This window comes from Vibrio sp., from assembly GCF_050299255.1.
Classification (GTDB): domain Bacteria; phylum Pseudomonadota; class Gammaproteobacteria; order Enterobacterales; family Vibrionaceae; genus Vibrio.
Map to the genome: position 1 here is coordinate 1 of NZ_JBNKVP010000062.1, position 20,775 is coordinate 20,775.

Below are 20,775 nucleotides of genomic sequence, written 5' to 3' on the forward strand. Positions count from 1 at the left end.
CCCGCCGGGTCGCACTCAGATGCGTCCGTTGCGGTGTTTTGATTGTTTATTTGGCGGTTACAGCTGAGCCAAACAGTCTCTTATCGCCAGGTACTTCTGGTAACGCTGGCTGAGTAACGCATGACGTTGCTTTTGCGGGCTAAATTGACGCCCATGGTCACAGCTTGCGAGTTCATTTACCTCCGCCAGTGGCTCCAATACACGACTAAGCGCCAGCATCGCGGCACCTTTGGCACCCACTTCGTCGCACTGGCTTGCCATAATCTGCACATCCAGCGCATCGGCAAACAGCTGGCACCAGTAGTCACTGCGAGAAGCCCCGCCACTCATAGATACGGTGCTGATCTGATAACCACATTGGCGCAGGCGTTGGATATGTTCTAAGTGGGCAAACACCACCCCTTCATAAAATGCATACACAATGTGTTTGGCCTCATGCCAACCGGCCACACCAAATAAATTGGCGCCTGCCATTTGCTTATTGGTTGCGCCGTACAGGTAAGGGTGAAAAATGGGCAGCCCGGCCTCAATATCAAGCTGCTCTAATTGCTGATTAAACTGGTCAAAAATAGACCCTGAGTTATGCCGGCACTGCTCGGTCTGATCGCTAAAAAAACGCTGCACCAGCCATTCCAGATTGGAGGCGGAACAGGTGCTGGACTCAATGGCCAGGTAACGTTGCTCACCCATTTTACAGGTCATAAAGACCTCTGGCGGCGGTAACGTATCAGTCACTAACTGATTGATACTCCAGGTACCGGCGACGATAGACACATCGCCAAGGGAAGCGGCATCCGAACCGTAGGCGCACGCCACCACGTCAAACAAGCCGGCAATCACCGGCGTACCGGATGTCAGTCCGGTTTGTGCGGCGACCTCATCGGTTATGGCGCCAACGATGTCGCTGCTGTTGCGAACCGGCGGCAGCTTAGACTCAATATCCGCAATACCGTAGCCCTGCAGTAGTTGCTCCGACACACAGTCGCGTTCGAAATCAAACAACCCGGATGCGGTGAGATCTCCCCATTCCGTGCTGCACTCCCCCGTCAGGCAGAAGTTCAGATAATCTTTGCAGAACAGCACCTGGCCTATCTGCTGATATCGCTCAGGCTGATGCTGCTTAAGCCAATGGAGCAAGGTCGCGGTCTGCGACGACCAGACACCCTGGCGGTTTCGTTGGTCGATATCGGTAAACTGGCTGGAAGCCTGTAGCCTGGTAACCTCTGCGGCGGCGCGGTTATCGAGAGATTTAATCGCCAGCAGTGGTTGCTGAGCGGCGTCCAGCAGATAGAGTCCGTTGCCATGACCACTGCATCCGATCGCTTTAATCTGCGCCGCCTTGACCCCGGTTTTCTCAATCACGCGCCGAATCGCATCCACGCACAGCTGCCAACACTGTTGCAGATTGGCTTCGGTATAGCCGGGAGCAGGAATATGAGTCGGGTAGTTATTGGCGACAGCGCCAATTTCATGCCCTGATGCATCAAACAACGCCGCTTTTATCGCCGTATTACCGCAATCAATTCCTAGAGCGTAACAACTCATATCCCTTCTCCCGTTTCCTTTACTGGTTGCCTACGTAAATATTCATCGCATCCTCAATCGATGCCCCCTGGTGAATCATTGCCATCAAGGCATCCACCACCAGGCTTGGATTCGGGTGCTGATAAATATTGCGTCCATACACCATACCGAGCGCACCTTGGTCGAGCAGCGCTCTGGCTTTGCTGAACACAGATTCAATGTCCTCTTTGCCGCCTCCCCTGACCAGTACCGGACAGCGAGCCGCCTCAACGACTTTATGGGAATCGTCGGCATTGGTGGTCGGGTCGGCTTTGATGATGTCGGCGCCCAGCTCACGAGCCATGCGCACCAGGGTGACAATCTTTTCGCAGTCGCCGTCGACCATATAAGCCTGGCCGTGACTGTTCGGCTGCATCACCAAAGGTTCAATCATCAGCGGCATGCCATATTTTTCACATTCCGCTTTCACCCGGCTGATGTTGTTTACGCACTGTTTAAACAGCTCCGGCTCATCCGGCAGCATAAACAGATTGACCACCACACAAGCGGCATCCATCTGCAGTGCCTGGATTAACGGTTGTTCGGCGTTTTGCAGCAGCGCCCACATATGGCGGTGACGCTGTTCATTGTATGGATTTCCCAGATCAATGCGCATTACCAGCGCCGGTTTGTCTTTGCCGTCCACGGTTTGCAGCAGGTCAGCCTGACCGGCATTCATCTGGATCGCATCCGGTTTTGCCTTAACCAGTTGACCGACAACTTTAGTCATGTCTTCCAGCCCATTCAGAAAGGAGGGTTCGTTACAAACGCCATGGTCAATAGCAACATCCAGGCATCGCCCTTGTTTAAACAGGCGGTTCATCCTCACTTTATTGGTTAAATACATATTTTTCTCCGTTAACGAGTTGTCCATTTTGAGTATTCTGGGTTATCTGAACTGGTTGACGTAGCGGTGGCCGCTGGTCCAAATCGACCCCATGAAAGTCCGCCAGTACCTGTACTGTTTTAGCTCTGTCGATTTGCCGGGCGTCTTCATCCCAGCCAAAGTGGCTGGCAACCAGGCTGGAAACTTCATCAAACACCTGTTGATTCAGTTTGCCTTCAATGGCGATGGAGGTCCGCCGCAGGATAAGGTCCAGGGTGGTGGCCACATGCTCATGCTGCAAAATGTAGCTCAGCTCAGCCTGGCTATATTCCGGTAATGACTCCAGCCTTGAATCCGTTTTGTCTTGCAGCCACGCCAGCAGCGATTCGCACTGAGTTCCGTAGCGTTGAAACCAGGTCGTAATCATGGCCGCTGACTGCTGCGGATACTGGCTACACAGCTGCTGCAGATATTGCTGTTTGGCCGCGTCCGAGCTGGGGTAATTCACCCCGCCACCGATGGCCTTCTGGCTGGTATCGCAGATTCTGTCGCGACCGAGTGCCGCAAGTATATCGTCGGCCACTTCCTCGCCAAACGCTCTGAATGTGGTCCATTTGCCGCCAATCAGTGAATAAACCGTGGCGCCTGAAAGGCGGTCTTTTTTCATTGAGTGACTACGCGGGATTTGCCCGGTGGTCGAAGTATTAACCGACGGCAAAGGCCGGACGCCACAAAACTGATAAACGATCTGGTCTCGTGTGATGGTTAACCCAGGCAGCACACCCCGGATCGACTGCAAAATATAGTCGATCTCTTCGTCGGTGCATCGCACCGATTCCGGGTCACTGACCGGGATATCCGTTGAGCCTATCAGCACCTTGTCGTAGTAAGGAAACAGGATGCAGACCCGGCCTTCGCTGTTCTCATAAAACAGCATCTGACCATCCAGTTGCTGCAATAGCGCCGGGTTATCAACGATAATGTGTGACCCTTTGGTACCCTGCATATAATGACTGCTTGAGCTGAGCAGGCCGTTTGTCGTATCCACCCAGGCCCCGGTGGCATTCACGATATGGGCGCTGTGGACCTGTTTCACTTCACCACCATTCTGATGACGCAGCGTCAGCTGGCCTTCTGTAAAACCTTCCACTTTGGTGTAGTTTACTGCCACACCGCCCGCGGCAATGCCTTCCTGAATCAGCTCAATTGCCAGGCGCTCAGGCGAACGGATCCAGGCATCAAAGTAGGTGGCACTGCTGGCAATTTCACTGCCCATCATCGGCCAGCGTGCCCGGGTAGCTTTCGCCGAATGCATCTGGTGCGCGGGCATCAGCTGGTCGCGTTTGGTAAACCAGTCATAAAGCGACAACCCCAGCTTGATCACCAGCGCGCCACGCTGTGAAGGCCGGTCTTTCAGGCGTAAAAACTTAAGCAGACCGTCAAATATCCCTGACCAGACTGAAAAGATTGGTATGGTGGTTTCCAGCGGCGCAACCAGGTGCGGCGCGTTGCTGAGCAGGCGATTACGTTCATATAACGCCTCTTTAACCAGCGCAAATTCACCGTTTTCAAGATAGCGCAATCCGCCATGGATCATGCGCGACGGTGCCGCGCTGGCTTTTGAACAGAAATCGTCTTTTTCAACCAACAGAACCCGGACACCTTGCAGAGCCAGTTCACGGAACACACTGATCCCGTTAATGCCACCACCAATAACAACAACATCAAACTCGCTGTTATCCGTAACCTGCTGATCTGTTCTTCGGGTGTTATTCATTATTCTTCCTTGCCAACTGCGTTGTTAGGTTTACTTGTTCAGTCGCTGGTTAAGCCATTTCCAGTTCACCAAAAAACTCATGTGATTTGGCATTGATAAACTTCACTTCTTCTTCTGACAACACCACACCGCCTGCGGCCGCGTTTTCCAGTGCCTGGGCGGCATTTCGGGCACCACACAGGGCATATGTGATACCGGGCTGCTGCAAGGTAGCGGCAATAACCAGCTGGGCAACGCTGATGTTTTTCTGCCGCGCGATAGGCTCAATCGACAGACAGAACTGTTGCACCCAACGGCGGTTTTCGATGGTGAACATCGGATCGGTTATGCGCTGATCGTCACCGGAAAACTCACGCTCCGGAGAGATCTTTCCGCTCAGCAGCCCCATGGCCAGTGACGAGTAGCTCAGGCAGGAAACGTTGGTCTTAATCGTGGTGGGCAGCAGCGACTCTTCCAACTGGCGTTCTATCAGATTGTATTTTTCCTGCACCGCATCGATCGTGCCCGCTTGCTGGTAGGCTTCCAGCTCCTGCTGATTAACGTTACTGATGCCAATTGCACGAATCTTGCCTTGCTGCTTCAGCGCCTGTAAGGCTTCCATGGTCTCCTCAACCGGCGTGGTCGGGTCTTGCCAGTGAGTAATGTAGAGATCGAGGTAATCGGTTTGCAGTCGTTTCAGGCTCTGTTCCACTTCATATTGAATCGACTCGGCACCCAGGTATCGGTGTACCGGTTTCCCGTCTTCATCAAAAAAGTGATTGCCCTTGTTGGTATGCCAGACCAAACCACATTTGGTGGCCAGAACCACCTGATCACGTCTGCCCTTGATCGCTTTACCGACAATTTGCTCCGAAACGCCCAGGCCGTAAGCCGGCGCGGTATCTATCAGAGTAACACCGCTATCAAGCGAGGCGTGGATCGCTTCAATCGATGATTTTTCATCCGTGCCGCCCCACATCCAGCCGCCCATCGCCCAGGTTCCTAAGCCGATGACGGAGGCCTGAATGCCTGAACTACCTAATTCTCTTGTCTGCATAATTAATCCCTTTCCGCTTGTTGCAATACTTTGGCGACAGTGTCTTCGTCTGACACCAATCCATTTATCAACCCACCTTTCAGTGCGGCCAGAATCGCCGCGACTTTCGACTGGGTGGCAGCGACACCAAAGCTGTGTTCAATTCTGCCGAGTTCTTGTAAATCCAGGCCAATGAGCTTGCGATTAATATGTTCAGCGCACGCTTTGCCCTCCTGGTCGTAAAGGTGAGCCAACACTTCCCCTTGGCAGTGAGTGCCAATGTTGAATTCTGTATGATGGCCGCTTAATGAACGCAGGTCGTAGTAGCTGTCACTCTCACTGGCGACCGAGCCAACGCCGACCAGAGCAATATCGGCACTGCGCGCCAGATCCAGCACCGCTTTAACACTGCGCATTTCCATCAGGATCGAGCGCTGTTCTTCGGTATCGACAAACAGCGGCGCATGAAGCTGGCTACTGGTCCCGCCGAGTTTTTCCGCCATTTTCGATGCCAGATAGTTAACATCGGTAAAATGGTGTCCCTGAATCCCGCCCGTTGCCGGTACTACGCGGACATTGGGGAAATGCATCGGTTTAAGTTGCTCGACGATCTGCGCCATCATTTTTCCGCCACTAATGCAGATCACGCTATCGGGTTTGACGGTTTCTATCAGTAACTCGCCCGCCGCCTTGGCAACCTGTTGAGTGACCACGCTGTCGTCCTGGCTGACACTGGCCTGAATCAACGCCGTCTTGAGTGAAAACGACTCCTTCAGGCGCTGTTCCAGGCTGTAGGTACGCTCCTGTGGTAGCTTGAGGGTTATCTCTACCAGTCCGTCATCATGCGCTTGTTTGATCACCCGGTTCACTTTTGCCGTAGACAGGCCCAACAGCTTGGCGATATCAGACTGACTGCGGTTTTCCAGATAACGCAAAGTTAAAATCTTTGCCGTTTGTCTTAAGATGTCGTCGCGTTCACTCATCATTCTCGCTCCCTAGCTCAGCTTCTTACGCTGATGCACTACGTGGTCGATTGCGACTGCCACCAGCAAGATGAGCCCCTTAATGAAATCCTGCCAGTACACAGATACATCCAGCAGCATCAAAGAACTGGACACCAGGCTGAGCAAGGCGATGCCTAAGATGGCACCAAAGACCGAGCCCTCACCGCCATTGAGGCTCGCCCCGCCAATTACCGCGGCCGCGATAATATTCAGCTCCAGCCCCACGCCGAAATTAGGCGTAGCGGCACCGAACTTAGACATATAGATGATGCCCGCCAGACCACACAGCCCGGAACAGAGTACCGTCACCATCAGTTTGATTCGGTCAGTACGAACGCCGGAATATTGCGCGGCTTTTTCATTGCTGCCGGTATAAAAAATCTTTCTGAATGCCGTGGCGTTGCGCAGCAGAAAATCACTAATGATGATCACCACAAAGAAAATAATGATGGAGAAAGGTACGCCAAACAGTGTGCCCTGGCCGATGAACTTAAATTCCGGCGGCAGAGTAAACAGTGATATCGGTGTCCCCTGAGTAATGATCATGCTTGCCCCGCGCGCTAACCCCATAAAGGCGAGCGTGACAATAAAGTGATGCAGGCCAATCTTAGTGACACATTTCCCCATCATCCAGCCGATCAGGCTGCACATCGCAATCGATATGAGGCTGGCCAGCCAGGGATTTACCCCCAGAACAAACAGCTTCGCCGCCATCACCATAGCCAGACACATCACTGCGCCAACAGCCAGGTCAATCCCACCGACAATCAGCAGCATGGTCATGCCCACCACCACAATTCCCTCGACCGAAAACGACAACAACATCGCTTTCATATTGGCCCAGGTTAAGAAGTAGGGAGAAGCAAAACTCATTGCGATAAAAATCGCCGCGATAATCACGATAAGGCTGATTTCACGCATACCTGTTGCCCGAGTCAGCCAACTGGATTTTTTATGTGTTACTTGGGTATTGTCAGTACCACCCTGTTGGCTTGATTGCCTAACTGAACCACTTAAGCTATTGATAGACATAACGATATTCCTTTATTTCCCAGCCTCGGCTACCCGGCAACCTGTAGCTCAATGTCTTGACTACCCGATGCTAAGTGCATGATTTCTTCTTCATTAATCTGATCACCGGTCAAAATTCCCATATTCTGACCTTGTTTCATCACCATCACTCGGTCACTCAACCCGATAACTTCCGGTAATTCAGAGGAAATAACGATGACACCAATACCGCGATTCGCCAGTTCACGAATCAGTTTATGTATTTCGGTTTTGGCGCCGACATCAATACCTCTGGTCGGTTCGTCCAGAATAATCAGCGTCGGGTTAATCGACAGTATCTTAGCCAGCGCCACTTTTTGTTGGTTACCACCACTCAATGAGTAAACGTTGTCCTCCAGCGAACCGGCTTTCAGGTTAAGTTGCGAGGTCAGCGTTTCTGTCTGTTCAAGCTCTGCTTTTTTGTTTATCAGGCCATTTTTTGACACCTGCTCCGGGTTAAGCGCAGACACATTTTTGGCGATGGAGAGATCCAGAAACACCCCGTTCTCTTTTCTGTCTTCCGACAAATAGACCACGCCGAGCGCAATACTTTGCTGATAGTTACGAATGTCGACAGGCTGACCATTGAACTCGATAGCACCGCCCTGCTTTGCGCTCAGACCGACTATCGCCTTGGCCAATTCAGAACGCCCCGCGCCTATCAATCCGGCAATGCCAAATATTTCACCCTGATAGACTTTAAAGCTGATGTGGCTAAAGCGCTGGCTATCAGACAGATCGTGCACACTAAGCATGCAGTGATTGTTTGTTACATCGTTCAGATGCTTGGCCGGATAAAGGTTGGTTATTTCCCTGCCAACCATGTTTTGTACGATATTATCCGGCGTGGTTTCGCTGACGTTGTACGTTGCCACCGAATGACCATCGCGAAATACCGAGACCCTGTCACACTGAGTAAATATTTCCGCCATGCGGTGACTAATGTAAATAATCCCGATACCTTCAGATTTAAGCTGCTGCATAATGCCAAACAGCACCTGAGCATCACTTTCAGAGATGGCTGCGGTCGGCTCATCCAGAATAAGAATTTTGCAATCTATGGTCAGCGCTTTGGCGATTTCCACCAGTTGCTGGTTTGAAATACTCAGTTCTGCCACTTTTTGTTTGGTATCGATATCGGCCAGTCGTTTCAGGGATTCCGTTGCTTCCTGATACAGCTGTTTGTAATTAACAAACCACTTGGAAGAGAGGTTGATCCGAGACATTAAAATGTTCTCTGCGACAGAAACATCCGGGCACAAAGCAATTTCCTGATGGACAAACCCCACTCCCAGCTTCTGCGCATGGGCAGGATTTCGAATGACCGTCTCCTTGCCACCGACGAAGATCGCGCCACTGTCTGGTTGATGAATACCATCGATGACTTTCATCAGGGTCGACTTACCGGCACCGTTTTCGCCTGCGATAGCATGAATTTCGCCTGCACGGAGTTCAAAGTTAATACCAGACAGGGCTTTAGTGCGACCAAACGCTTTACTGACATTGCGTATCGAGAGCAAGGGGGTATTGTCACTCATGAACTTAACCTCATGGTATGAAACAAAGATTAATAGAACGAGCGGGGCAAGGTGAGCCCCGCCGACTCAGTTACTCGTTGATACCTTTGGTTCCTCTGCGCTCCAGGTACTTGTCCCAGTAGAAGTCATCAGCGTTCTCTCTGGTGACGATAGCAAAGCCGTTGTCGACAAACGGTATGCCCATTGGATTGTAATTTGAGCGTTTGTGGTCGTTCATCGGATCAATCATGTTGGAATGGGCCGCCATATACAGCATCATCATGCCCATATAACCTTGCATACCCTGGTTTGGATTCACCGCACCGAAGATATCCCCTTGTTTGATCATATCTAGGATCTTGGCATTGACGTCCGCGTTGAATACCCGGATACCAGAGTTAAGCTCTTTGGCCGCTTGCGCTGCCCCCATCGCCGACGTCGCTTCTGGCATAAATACGGCGCCAAGGTTTGGATGGGCCTGAGCCATAGTCATTACGGCATTGTAAGCCTTGGTCGCATCGGTATTGCTCGCCTGCCGGGACACCAGCTTCATGTCCGGCCACTGTTCTTCCATACGGGCAATAAATGCCTGAACACGACGATCATGGTTATCCTGGCCGGGGTTTTCTAATACCGCATACTCCCCTTTACCGCCCATGTCCTGTGCGACAGCGTCGGCAGCGTATTTACCTTCCTGGAAGTTGTCAGAGGTAATAAATGACACTCGCTTCGAATTTGGCGAGTCTGCCGCAAAGGTTACGACCGGAATACCCATCTCCGCAGCACGGTTAATCGGTTCAATAAACGGGTCTGGATTCATTGGGTGGAGCAAGATACCGGCAGGTTTTTTCGCCAGAATTTGTTCAAACGAGGCTAGCTGCTTGTTGACGTCATATTCTGGTGTTCCGGTATACACCGTTTTGCACCCCATCGACTGTGCGGCTTGCTTCATCATTTCGTATACCGGGAACCAGTACTCCACCCCGGACACCATGACGTTCATATAATAAGTCTCGCCCGGTTTACATCTGAACGGGGCGTCACCCATATCACTTTTAGCGTTGGCAACAGTCGCAAACAGACTGACGCTACACAGTAGAGATACCGCGGTGGCAGACTTGATGAAGCTCTCTAACTTTCTGAACTTGCTCATTGTAGCTATTCCTTTTTCTTGTCATTTTTACTTTGCCAGATCCAAGTACTACCGCTCCCAGTACCTTTCTCCCGTTTTCATTCCACGTTGTCGAAATGAAATCTCCGCCCTTCCAAAATGTTAATCAAGCGTGAAATTTATTTCGTTAAAGTAAAAACTAATCACACAAATGAACTTTTTCAAGTAAAAATGATACAAAAAGTATCGTTATGATGATCATTAACCCGTTAGTTTGGAGTTGGTCACAAATTAACCTCACCGGAGTTTTGCCGTTCAGGCAGCGGTATCAGCAAGTCACCAGTGCCTAGCTTTGTAGGGTTCAGGAGAGGTTCAAGACCATCCAGACCAGCGAGAGCAATGACCAACCGCAACGCTATACCAGGGTTCAAAGGCGTGAAATTTATTTCACACAGTTAGAGATTAATCATAAAAAAGCACATTTACACACAATATTGATACATTGCGTATCGATTTAATTACAAAATAGCCATGGATCACAATAATTAACAAAAATGATACTTATCGTATCGTTATGCTATTGACTGGTTACATCTTGTTCACTACCTTTTAACACGTGAAATATATTTCACCGGTCTGAAAGATAATTCACGCGAAAGAGAACAACGAGTTGTGCTGCTTATTACTTGTAAAAGACAGAACAGATTCCACACGAGAAATGCAGCTGTTGCTCCTAATAAGACGACGAGTGAATACCAAACAAGAATGGAGAAAATTATGAAGTCAGTGACTTTGAAAAAGATCTTTAGTAAGGGACTTATAGCCACGAGTATTATTGTCGCTTCAGGTCTGGCTGCAACAGTACAAGCCAATGAACGAATTGCATTTTTCGTTTCCGACTTGTCGAACGTTTTCCACCAGTCTCAGGCAACGGAAGCCAAGCGCTATGCGAAAGAGAAATACGGTGCGGAAGTGGTGATATTTGATGGCAAAGCGGACTCTGCGGTGATGACTCAAAACGTCGATCAGGTCGCAGCGGGCGCTTTCGATGGTGCGTCACTGCATATCTGGGATGGTGAAGCGGCCACACCTGGGGTGCAGGAAGCACTGGAAGAAGATATCGCCATGACCTCTTTCTTTAGCCCGATCACCGACACCGGCATCCCGACCGCGCGAAGCGACGAAGCCACCGTCTCATTTGAAATGGGCGCGCAAATGGCCAAAGCCTGGAAAGAGGCCCATCCGGATAAACCGATTGTCATGGTTCAGTTAGGTTGGCCAAACCATACTGAGGTTAGCTCAGGGCGGACCAACCCGTTCGCGCAAGGTGTACTGTCGGTTGATCCAAGTGCGCGTAACTTAGGTGCTCTGGACGCAAGCGGAGGCCAGGAAGCGGCCAAGCAGATCATCGTCGATTTGCTTACTCAACAGCCTGAAGTCAACTTGATCTATTCAGAAGCGTCTAACCTCACCGTGGGGACGATGGCGGGCCTGTCTCAGCTCGGCCGCGGCAAGTTTAAAGATGGCAAACCGTTGACGGAAATCGTCGCCAGTGTCGACTTTGACTCTGTCGAGTTCGAACAGATTTACGATCCAAACTCCAGTCTGAAGCTGTCTATGGGCCTGCCGCCTATCGAAACGGCACGCGGCCGTATCGATCTGGTGATGGATGTGATTAACGACAAAGTGGCTGCCACCAACAGCAAAGCCGAAGAGTTCTTCTATAAGGCTTACACCATCTCGTACTGGTCAATGCCAAAACCTGAAGCTGAAAAATGGCTGCAGGCACAGTTTAGCAACTAACTGAAATGGGATTGAGGGCCGCCTGCGTTATTCAGCAGGCAGGCCCTCACACTCGAGTTTTCAGCAATTCAGCGATACGGAACATCAACTTCATCTGTAGCCTTAATAACTAGCTCGCAGTATCGAAGATGCCCAACCGAAGGAGCGATCATCTTGAATAGTCAACATTCCACACCTGTTCTCTCTGTCGAAGGACTCATCAAAGACTACCCTGGTGTCCGGGCAGTCAATGAGGTGAGTTTTTCGATTGAACGCAGCACAGTCCATTGTTTAATTGGCGAAAATGGTGCCGGTAAATCTACCCTGGTAAAAATGATTACCGGAGCAATAGCACCGACTCAAGGTACCATGAAAGTGAATGGCCAGGCGTACACCCCCACCTGCACACAATCTGCCCGGGAATCAGGCATAGCGACGCTGTTTCAAGAGTTACATGTCGTGGACGAGCTGACGGTGCTCGAAAACCTGACACTGGGCATGGAGCAGAGCAAATTCGGTTTCCTGGTTAAATCCGGGCTGGAAGAACGGGTGATCAACACACTCGCGACCATCGAACCTTCGATTGATCCTTATGCCAGAGTGTCCACTCTTGGTGTGGCCCAGAAACAGATTATCGAAATCGCCCGGGCAGCCTCTTCTGGCGCAAACATCATTATCATGGACGAGCCTACCGCCGCCCTGTCAGAGCGCGAAGTGGAACGGTTATTTACCGTGATCCGCCGCCTGCAGTCGCAGCATGTCACCGTTATTTATATCTCGCATAAGTTGGATGAAATTCTGGCACTGGGTGACACGGTAACCGTGATGCGCGATGGCCGGCATATTGCCACCAAGCCGATGTCAGAGGTGAACGGCCGCGCTGAACTGATCGATATGATGATAGGTCGCAGCATCCTACACGATTACTCTCCTCGCGATTCGGTGAGCGACAGCGTGTTTTTATCTGCTAAGCGATTGAATAATAAAAGACTGAAGAATGTCTCTTTTGATATTAAGCAGGGTGAAATCGTCGGATTCTATGGATTGGTCGGGGCGGGTAAAACCGAGATCGCCAGAGCAATATTCGGCGCGGATAAAGTCGAAGGGAGCATCACGCTCAACGGGAAGCCGGTGGGCAACTCCCCCAGAGAAGCGATAGCCGCGGGCATTGCCTTGGTACCCGAAGAGCGCCGGACCCAGGGGTTATTTACCAACTTGACCATACGGGAAAATATTCCCGTGATGAATCTGCCGCGCATGTCCGACTTTGGTGTATTCAAAGAAAAAGACGAGCTAGACGCGGCGCTGGATTATGTCGATAAGCTCTCCATCGCCACCAGCTCAATTGAGAAGCACACTGAAAAACTATCTGGCGGCAATCAGCAGAAAGTGGTCATAGCCAAGTGCCTGTTTTCTCAGGCTAAATTATTGCTGCTGGATGAGCCTACCCGTGGCGTTGATGTTGGCGCCAAAAAAGAGATTTACGATCTGGTTAAGAGCCTGGCCAACCAGGGCAATTCCGTCGCGGTGTTTTCGACCGAACTTGAAGAGATCCTGGGGGTTTGCGACCGCATTTTCCTGCTGTACGACGGGGCATTGGTCTCTGAAATCCAAAATGGCCCGGACGTTGATACCAATTATATTTTAAACGCTGCTACAGGTGGCCTTGAGGAGGCCGTATGATGAACACTTCCGTAACATCCAAAAGCGCATCAGTCGAATACCGCAGAATCAGCGACCAGATGTACATAACTCTGCTGGTTGCCCTGGTTGCCATCGGGCTGTTTTTAGTCGCCTCGGTTTTTGTGCCGAACTTCTTCCAGGTTCAGAATATGCTCAACCTGGTAACCAACAACTGGGCGGTAATCTCGTTAGGCATCGGCGTCTCGTTTTTGCTGGTTTCCGGTAATTTCGACCTCTCGGTCGGCGGCATTGTCGCGTTGTCCGGCGTGTTGTCCGTGTGGTTTGCGCAAGCCTCCGGCGGTGGCTCTGCCCTTTCAACCGGGCTTGGTCTTCCTTACTGGCTGGCCATTGCTGGCGCGTTGGTGGGCGCGTTAGCCATCGGAGGCCTGAACGCGCTGTTTGTGGTCAAGTTCCGTATCCCGTCGATTATTGTCACTCTGGGAACCATGATGGTCGCGCGGGGTATTGCTCAGGTGATCACCGAAGGATCGCAAAGAAACACCAACCTGCCCGCCGAATTTGGCGTATTGGGCAACCTCAAAGTGTTTGGCACTTCGATGCAGTTCCCGGTGCTGTTTATGCTGCTGTTATTGCTGGTGGCTATTTTTATCGAACGAAAAACGGTTTTCGGTCGCATCACTTACTGGATTGGGGCCAATTCAGAAGCCGCCAAACTTTCGGGTATCGATAATGCAAAACATATCACCTACCTTTACCTGTTTAGCGCCTTGGTTGCCGGTATTGTCGGCATACTGCTCTCTTCTGAATTTAAATCCGGCTTTTCCAACCGTGGACTGTTAATGGAATTTGATGCGCTGGTGATTGCGCTACTGGGCGGGATCGCCATCGCAGGCGGCTTTGGCTCCGTGATTGGTATGTTCTTTGGTGCCATTATTCTCGCCGTGGTCACCTCGGCGGCCACCGGCCTGACCCTCTCGCCAGACTGGCAGTTTATTTTAAAAGCCGTCGCTGTGTTCTTAGCGATTACCGCACAAACCTGGGCGCTGGCCCATAGAAACAAATAGTCAAGGTGGATGCTATGTCTGAACCAACCAAAGCGTTAACCAACGCGCCCGCTTTCACTAGCCAAGTGGCCGCGTTCCTGCGCAACTACTACATCTATTTTGTACTGGCTGCGATTGTCATCTTCCTCAGTAGCGTTAACTTAGATCAGTATGCGCTGTTTGAACGTGGTAACTTTCTGTATAAGAAAAACATCATCAATATCTTGCGGGTCTCGGCACCGATTCTGGTGCTGGCGGGCGCGTTTACCTTGTTGATGGTATCTGGCTATATTGACCTCTCCGTCGGGAGCACAATGAGCCTCACCGCAGTCATCTACGCCCTGCTGGCAATTAATGGCGTACCGTTTCTGCCGGCGTTTGCCATCACGGTGTTTTGCGGCATTTTGCTCGGCGCTTTTAATGGCTTGCTGGTGGTGAAGTTTAATATCACACCGGTGATCGCCACCCTGATTACCTTAAGCCTGTACAAAGGGATCGCTCTGCTGCTGGTGGAAGATGGAGTATCGGCGATCAAATCAATGGGTGCCATGAAAATGCCGGCCTGGTTTAACGACTATGGCCGTGATGCGGTTCTACTCGGTTTGCCAATGGCGTTTTGGGTCGCGGTTGGAGTCACCGCATTATTGATCCTGCTTCAAAACCGTTCACTGCTTGGCAAATATGCCGCGGCAACCGGCGGTAACCCGACCGCAGCCAAACTCTCCGGCATTAAAACCGGACTGGTGGTGTTCATTCTCTACGCCATCGTGGGAGCAACCGCCTCACTGGCTGGTATTGCCCGAGCCAGCTTTATGTCTTTGGGCGACCCGTTATCCGGCGATGGCATGGAGCTGACCGCAATACTGGTGGTACTGATTGGCGGTACCGCCTTTAGCGGCGGTGAAGGTAAAGTGCTGCGTTCTTTTATTGGTGCACTGATTATTATGACATTGACCGTCGGTATGCTGACACTTGTACCGGCGTACTATCAAACCCTGGTCATTGGCGCGGCGCTGTTGGCAGCAGCCGCTTCCAATCATCTGGTCAGCCGTAAGCAAAACCAGGCTTAACCATTCAATTGACCATAAGCGGAGTGCATTTCTGCTTATGGTTAATTGCTTTAGTTGAAAGGTGTTAGGCACGCAATAAGGCAGCCGACAATTCGACGGTACAATATGTTGGGACACCTACCTGCAGAGATGTATAACAATTTTATGGGCGCCTATGCGTTTGCTGATGCCAACACCGATGAGACTGGCTATGGATTACGTGGTAGTGACTGTTTGAAATCTGAAGACCTTTAGATTAATCAACGAAAACAGATCATAGCTGTCCTAACCCAAATTAGAGCCACTCAACGTAGTGGCTCGCTAATGGCTCAGGGATATAACTTACCTTACTCACTGCAAGTTTAATGATTCAGTACTTGTTTGTGCTCAAAGTATCCCTTGTTTATCACCCTACTCTCACGTAAACAGGGCAATTCAGAGTACCTGGCGGTAAGTTTCACCCTTCAGCTTTTTGGAGAAGCTGATACAAAGTGTCTTTTAACACCGCTCTTTCGTGCTTCATCTCTTGCATCGACTCATCCGTGATCGGTGCGTTTTGTAGCTCAAGTTTACGAATTTCCTCATCAAGTGCGTTGTATTTTTTCATTTCTGTAGCAAAGGCGCCATCACTTGAAACAAGCTTAGTGATCAATTGTTCAAACTCTGGAAACTCGTTCACTAGCGCATGGTTTTCACCTAACATAACATTCTCCTCCAAGCCGGTATTCAACCGAATTTTCTGTTTAAAATATCTACTAGCGTAAAACAAACATAGCACACCATTTTTAAACAGAGCTGCCGTGAAACGTGCTGTGTCTGCGCCGAATATTCCAAGACAGCGATGGCTTGCCCCACAGTGAATTTGAGATAAAGCACTATATGTTATCGGCAAGAGTACGATGAATCGCTGAACGGCCGCTATTAAAAAGCCACCTTCAAAAGAAGGTGGCTTTGCTTGAAGGTGGCTTTGCTTAGATGCCAATCACTATTTACAGCCCTTCGAGGGTGGCGATATCGATGTTTACAAAACGAATCTGCTTACTTGGTGATGCTTCATACACAATCCCGATAGTGCCATCGTGCAATTTCAGGATATCCGAATAAGCCGCAAAACCGTAGGTCAGCTGGTGCGGTGTGCCAAATGTCTGACCTTCGTCATTGCTTATCCACACACCGAGATCATTTCGATTACTGCCCACTGGGTTACCAATCGGGCCTGACAATAAAATGCGATCAGCTCGGTCACCACGACGAACGGCAGAGAAGCGAGTCATGCCAATATCGACTTTGGAGATTGCGATGTCATGGGTGGTTGCTGTCCAGGTTACGCCGCCATCATCACTAACAAAATGGTATCGGCTACCAGGCGACCAACTGTCGTTGCGTGCGCTAAGCAGCAATTTGCCATCACTTAACTCCACCAAATCAGCTTCAGTTGGGCCAGAGACAGGAGTAAGGTGACCTGCGCTCCAACTTGCGCCATTATCGTCACTATAGATCGAAGCAACATAAAATAAGCTATCCGCAGCCCGCACTATGGCCGGGAAGATTAACCGCTGGTTGTGATTGCCCTGAACCTCAGTTTGCCAATTTAGTTGAATTGCTTGTCCCGGACCTGCATTGATTGAACGCCAGGTCGGATCTTTCACATCGCGGCTAACGTCCTGCTCTGCTGACCAGGTTACCCCATTGTCGGTGCTTGAACGGTAAAGCAATAGGTTTGGATCGCCCGGTTCCACACAGTCGCCGTTTTGCGCGCAATGCGTTTCCCACTGAGTGTAAAACACGAATATCGTTCCAGTGGATTGATCAACGACAGGGCGCGGATCAGAGTAGTCATACAGTGGATTTTCAGCAATGGTCTGCACCGGCAGCCAGGTACGACCCATGTCGGTAGAGCGCTTCAGCGAGATTTTAATTTCACCTGCCTGACCTGGATCGGCGTAGCTCGGACGCGCTTCAGCAAAGGCCAATAGCGAACCATCCAGCGCTTGGACAAACGATGGAATACGATAATCGCTCATACCATTGGCGCCTTCACCGCCGCCAACAAACACATCAGTGACAAAATATGGCAGTTCAGCTTCACTCTCAAACACTTCGAAATCCACACTGCGATAATTGGCGATGCCATTTGAGGCGATTGAGCCATTACCCCAGGCAATAATATTTTGACTGGCAGGAGATCCAGACCAGCTATCGATGGCGGTACCGTCAAAACTAAACGTCGCTTTTGAGGTGTCAGGATCGTAAGTCACAGTATAGGTATGGTAGTCACTTGCACCGGTTGTTTCGACTAATTTGTAAATGCCACCACCTTCAAGCTGGGCAATCAAGTCACCGCGTGCATTGATGCTCAGCATTGGCATGAAGCGTTTATTGCCATCGGCGTAGTAACTGCTTATCCCGCTACCTGAGACAATACGGGCAACAGTTGTCATTCTCCATCCGTTTTCAGATGCCGCACTGTTGGTTTCCGAGTCAGGAATCACTTTCCACTCTGCGCGACCGCCAGTACCATTAACTTGCCAAGCCTCAGCACCTAATTCCTGAATCAGAGTTCCGCTGGCCGCGCCTTGCTGATCTTCTTCCCAGCCCTGCAGAGCGGGAGTTTTATCAAGCGAAGCATCATAGCTTTCAACCTCGGTGGTACGCGCGGTTAACGTGGTCGCATGGTACTCACTCATTGGCCCATCATAAATTTTGGTGTCGAATATCTCACCGGAGAAATACCACTGACCACCGCCATTATCTAGGTTGCGGCCGATATTGATTGAATCCACCCCTTCAATACTACTAATAAAGGCGGTTGAATTGCTGCTCGCTTCAAGTTTGCCGTCGACGTAGATTCGGGTACCGGTGTTATCAACAACTAAAGCCGCTTTGTGCACTTCGTTGTCATAGTAGGTAGTGCTTGTTGCGGTTGAATTGACCCAGCCACCGTTCTCTCTGGCGTGGACCTGCAAGATACCTTGGCTAGAGAGTAATAGTGCAAATTCACTTGATCCTTCGCTGGAGTTTGACGCACTAAATAGAGTGGCGGTATTTCCAGTGGCTTTAAAGGAGGTCAAAATCGTGCCCTGGCTGAGCCCGGCGATGTTCGCCAATTCAGCCGAAGCATCAAGGTATTGGGTTGACCCATCAAAAGTGAGGTTTGAAGTGTTAATCTCACTCAACAGACTGGGGAGTTCGACACTTTGTGGCGGGGCGATATCGAATGAAACCTTACGGTAATTGGCGACACTGTCGGTGGTCGTTGAGCCATTACCCCAGGCAATGATATTTTGCGGACTGGCAGAACCGGCCCATCCGGACTCAATCACATTGCCGTCAAAACTGAAACTGGCAACCCCCGTGGTGGAATTGTAGGTCATTTCATAGTCGTGATACTCATCGGCGCCGGTACCGGTAACGAGAGTATGCGTACCGCCACCAGTCAATTGCACCACTAAATCACCGGCAGCATTCAGGCCAATAACTGGCAAAAAGCGTTTACTGCCGTTGCCATAATAGTTAGTAATATAACTCCCCGACACAACGCGACTGGTCCAACTCATGGTCCAGCCGTTGGCACTGGCTTCAGCATTATGTTGTGCCGTTGGGGTAATCTTCCATTCTGCCCGGCCATTGGTACCGTCGGCTTGCCAGGCATTAGCGTCAGGGTCGGCTATCAGATAACCACTGGCTTGATTATTGGTGCTATCAACCCAACCCTGAGTTACCGGATCGGTAGCTGAGGTCGCGTCATAGTTCGCAAGATTGGTATGCTCACGACGAGTCCAGTCCATTGCCCAGCCCTGGGCATTCTCGCCAGCGTTCTTGACTGCAACGGTTGGAACTTCCCATTCCGCCTGGCTATAGGTTTGTGCGGCGACTTGCCCGGGTATACACAGAAATGCCACGAGAGCCATTCCTGCACATTGGAGCTCTTTTTTCATTCCATCTAATCCTTTTAACTGAAGTGTTCAGTAATGATTGTTAATACACTGCAGGTTGATGGACTACTGCCAAAGCAAGGGGAAAGATGGCAGACCTATGGCATATTTGCACTACGCTGTTCTCTCCGTATTGCTACAGTCCTGTCCCTGACTATTGATTCAGCACTTATCGCTGAATGGCTGACAAACTATCATAGTGAAAATATTTTTCTAAGATCGATTTAACAATAATAATTTTTTTCATTAACAATCTAAGACCGTGGTTCAGAAAAGTGAAATTAGTAAGAGCGGCAGATTGTCACGCTGAAAATGCAAACGGCCGAAAAGTGGACTGGTAGCAGTGCTTGGTAATGATGTTCATCACCCTGGTAGCGATAGGAAGTTATTTGTGGCGTGCAATAATTCAAAGCGAAGAGGCTGCTGTATCAAACGTAAAAGAATCTGTCGCACAGCTACGTACGCCTGAAGCAAAAAAGCCATGGCACAATACCATGGCTTTTACGTTGAATAAGCTCAGTTCGGCACTATTAACCCCAAACGCCTTCCGTTGGCTCAACTACGCTGTCACGATAATTAAGCGCTGGCGATCGGTCTTCAGACAATAACAGCGGGCCATCGATGTCGACCCAGCGCGCGTGTTGGGCGAGCAGCAGTGCCGGGGCCATGGCGAGAGAAGTGCCGATCATACAACCAACCATCACCTCAAAGCCCTGAGCCTGTGCTTCTTTTAGCAGTGCCAACGCTTCTGTCATACCGCCCGTCTTATCCAGCTTAATGTTGACGGCCTGGTAACGCCCTTTTAGCGCTGCCAGAGAGGTACGGTCAATACAAGATTCGTCTGCGGTGATCGGCAATTCGGGCGTAATGGTTTCCAGCAAATGTTCCTGCTCGAACGGCAGCGGTTGCTCGACCATTTCTACGCCGAGCTGTGCCAGTTCTGGCAGGTAGTCGCACAACTGAGTGAAGTTCCATCCCGTATTGGCATCAATGACCAACCGCGTGTCGGGCGCGGCTTCACGGACCGCGCGGACACGATCTAAATCGCCACTGCGGCCCAGCTTGAGCTTCAGGATCGGGCGATGCCTATTCGCTGCCGCCGCTTTGGCCATATTCTCCGCACTATCGAGCGATAAGGTGAAGACCGTCGTGACTGACTGCGGGGGCTGATTGAAGCCCGCCAGTTGCCAGGCGGGCTGCTGGGTCAGCTTGGCTTCGAGTTCAAACAGCGCACAATCAATGGCATTACGCGGCGCACCTGACGGCAGCAGGTTACGCAGTTCATCACGGCTGATGCCCGCCTCCACCGCACTCACTGCCAATTGCACATCCGCCAACACGTCAAACGGATACTCTGGCTCAAAGATGTCCATACGTTCGCACTCACCTCGACCAACGCAGCCATCCTGCTCGATCTCGACCACCACCACTTCGCCGTGTAGCATCGGCTCCATGCGCG

General features: G+C 50.7%; 15 protein-coding genes and 1 pseudogene. 5 read left to right on the top strand and 11 right to left on the bottom strand.

The features are described from left to right. Positions 1–57: 57 nt before the first annotated feature. The 8 genes from ACQY6F_RS14395 to ACQY6F_RS14430 all read right to left on the bottom strand — a co-directional run bounded on the left by ACQY6F_RS14395 (position 58) and on the right by ACQY6F_RS14430 (position 9,905). Positions 58–1,545 (bottom strand): FGGY-family carbohydrate kinase, encoded by a 1,488-nt coding sequence (locus tag ACQY6F_RS14395; protein ID WP_428775335.1) that lies wholly within the window; start codon positions 1,543–1,545, stop codon positions 58–60. 19 nt (positions 1,546–1,564) lie between these two features. Next, positions 1,565–2,410, bottom strand: a complete 846-nt coding sequence (locus ACQY6F_RS14400) for a class I fructose-bisphosphate aldolase (RefSeq protein WP_428775337.1) — start codon at positions 2,408–2,410, stop codon at positions 1,565–1,567. Further along, a complete protein-coding gene (locus tag ACQY6F_RS14405; protein ID WP_428775338.1) occupies positions 2,394–4,166 on the bottom strand; it encodes an FAD-dependent oxidoreductase in 1,773 nt (590 codons plus the stop codon). Before ACQY6F_RS14405 ends, ACQY6F_RS14400 begins: the two co-directional genes overlap by 17 nt. Positions 4,167–4,215: 49 nt before the next feature. Beyond that, positions 4,216–5,202 carry an aldo/keto reductase gene (locus tag ACQY6F_RS14410; RefSeq protein ID WP_428775340.1) on the bottom strand — a complete coding sequence of 329 codons (987 nt, stop codon included), beginning with the start codon at positions 5,200–5,202 and terminating at the stop codon, positions 4,216–4,218. A gap of 2 nt (positions 5,203–5,204) precedes the next feature. After that, complete coding sequence (locus tag ACQY6F_RS14415) at positions 5,205–6,167, bottom strand: sugar-binding transcriptional regulator (RefSeq protein ID WP_428775342.1); 963 nt, start codon at positions 6,165–6,167, stop codon at positions 5,205–5,207. Positions 6,168–6,176: 9 nt separating this feature from the next. Beyond that, positions 6,177–7,217, bottom strand: coding sequence for an ABC transporter permease (locus ACQY6F_RS14420; RefSeq protein ID WP_428775344.1), 1,041 nt, complete (start codon positions 7,215–7,217; stop codon positions 6,177–6,179). Between the two features lie 29 nt (positions 7,218–7,246). Beyond that, positions 7,247–8,773, bottom strand: coding sequence for a sugar ABC transporter ATP-binding protein (locus ACQY6F_RS14425; RefSeq protein WP_428775345.1), 1,527 nt, complete (start codon positions 8,771–8,773; stop codon positions 7,247–7,249). Positions 8,774–8,843: 70 nt separating this feature from the next. Continuing rightward, positions 8,844–9,905, bottom strand: coding sequence for a substrate-binding domain-containing protein (locus ACQY6F_RS14430; protein WP_428775346.1), 1,062 nt, complete (start codon positions 9,903–9,905; stop codon positions 8,844–8,846). A 735-nt stretch (positions 9,906–10,640) separates the two neighbouring features. On the opposite strand from ACQY6F_RS14430, the gene ACQY6F_RS14435 reads away from it, so the two are divergent. The 5 genes and pseudogenes from ACQY6F_RS14435 to ACQY6F_RS14455 form a co-directional block, all read left to right on the top strand. Further along, positions 10,641–11,666 carry a substrate-binding domain-containing protein gene (locus tag ACQY6F_RS14435; RefSeq protein ID WP_428775348.1) on the top strand — a complete coding sequence of 342 codons (1,026 nt, stop codon included), beginning with the start codon at positions 10,641–10,643 and terminating at the stop codon, positions 11,664–11,666. A gap of 153 nt (positions 11,667–11,819) precedes the next feature. Next, positions 11,820–13,328, top strand: a complete 1,509-nt coding sequence (locus ACQY6F_RS14440) for a sugar ABC transporter ATP-binding protein (protein ID WP_428775349.1) — start codon at positions 11,820–11,822, stop codon at positions 13,326–13,328. Beyond that, on the top strand, positions 13,325–14,353 hold the full coding sequence (locus ACQY6F_RS14445) for an ABC transporter permease (RefSeq protein ID WP_428775351.1): 1,029 nt from the start codon (positions 13,325–13,327) through the stop codon (positions 14,351–14,353). Before ACQY6F_RS14440 ends, ACQY6F_RS14445 begins: the two co-directional genes overlap by 4 nt. 14 nt (positions 14,354–14,367) lie before the next feature. Further along, entirely contained in the window at positions 14,368–15,402 is a 1,035-nt protein-coding gene (locus tag ACQY6F_RS14450) for an ABC transporter permease (protein ID WP_428775352.1), read from the top strand. Between the two features lie 111 nt (positions 15,403–15,513). Beyond that, positions 15,514–15,594, top strand: a pseudogene (locus tag ACQY6F_RS14455) (NAD(P)H-dependent oxidoreductase); the annotation flags it as partial. A gap of 244 nt (positions 15,595–15,838) precedes the next feature. On the opposite strand, the gene ACQY6F_RS14460 reads toward ACQY6F_RS14455, so the two are convergent. From ACQY6F_RS14460 to dgcA, 3 genes are all read right to left on the bottom strand, one after another. After that, positions 15,839–16,363: a YdcH family protein gene (locus ACQY6F_RS14460; protein ID WP_428775354.1), complete on the bottom strand. Its 525-nt coding sequence runs from the start codon at positions 16,361–16,363 to the stop codon at positions 15,839–15,841. A 7-nt stretch (positions 16,364–16,370) separates the two neighbouring features. After that, complete coding sequence (locus ACQY6F_RS14465; RefSeq protein ID WP_428775356.1) at positions 16,371–19,319, bottom strand: exo-alpha-sialidase; 2,949 nt, start codon at positions 19,317–19,319, stop codon at positions 16,371–16,373. A gap of 527 nt (positions 19,320–19,846) precedes the next feature. Beyond that, positions 19,847–20,775, bottom strand: a 929-nt coding sequence (gene dgcA, locus ACQY6F_RS14470) for an N-acetyl-D-Glu racemase DgcA (protein WP_428775357.1), incomplete at its 5' end; no start/stop codon positions are given.

Coding starts and splice junctions, on each gene's coding strand:
- ACQY6F_RS14395 (WP_428775335.1), bottom strand. CDS start 1,545: ATGAGTTGTTACGCTCTAGGAATTGATTGCGGTAATACGGCGATAAAA.
- ACQY6F_RS14400 (WP_428775337.1), bottom strand. CDS start 2,410: ATGTATTTAACCAATAAAGTGAGGATGAACCGCCTGTTTAAACAAGGG.
- ACQY6F_RS14405 (WP_428775338.1), bottom strand. CDS start 4,166: ATGAATAACACCCGAAGAACAGATCAGCAGGTTACGGATAACAGCGAG.
- ACQY6F_RS14410 (WP_428775340.1), bottom strand. CDS start 5,202: ATGCAGACAAGAGAATTAGGTAGTTCAGGCATTCAGGCCTCCGTCATC.
- ACQY6F_RS14415 (WP_428775342.1), bottom strand. CDS start 6,167: ATGATGAGTGAACGCGACGACATCTTAAGACAAACGGCAAAGATTTTA.
- ACQY6F_RS14420 (WP_428775344.1), bottom strand. CDS start 7,217: ATGTCTATCAATAGCTTAAGTGGTTCAGTTAGGCAATCAAGCCAACAG.
- ACQY6F_RS14425 (WP_428775345.1), bottom strand. CDS start 8,773: ATGAGTGACAATACCCCCTTGCTCTCGATACGCAATGTCAGTAAAGCG.
- ACQY6F_RS14430 (WP_428775346.1), bottom strand. CDS start 9,905: ATGAGCAAGTTCAGAAAGTTAGAGAGCTTCATCAAGTCTGCCACCGCG.
- ACQY6F_RS14435 (WP_428775348.1), top strand. CDS start 10,641: ATGAAGTCAGTGACTTTGAAAAAGATCTTTAGTAAGGGACTTATAGCC.
- ACQY6F_RS14445 (WP_428775351.1), top strand. CDS start 13,325: ATGATGAACACTTCCGTAACATCCAAAAGCGCATCAGTCGAATACCGC.
- ACQY6F_RS14450 (WP_428775352.1), top strand. CDS start 14,368: ATGTCTGAACCAACCAAAGCGTTAACCAACGCGCCCGCTTTCACTAGC.
- ACQY6F_RS14465 (WP_428775356.1), bottom strand. CDS start 19,319: ATGAAAAAAGAGCTCCAATGTGCAGGAATGGCTCTCGTGGCATTTCTG.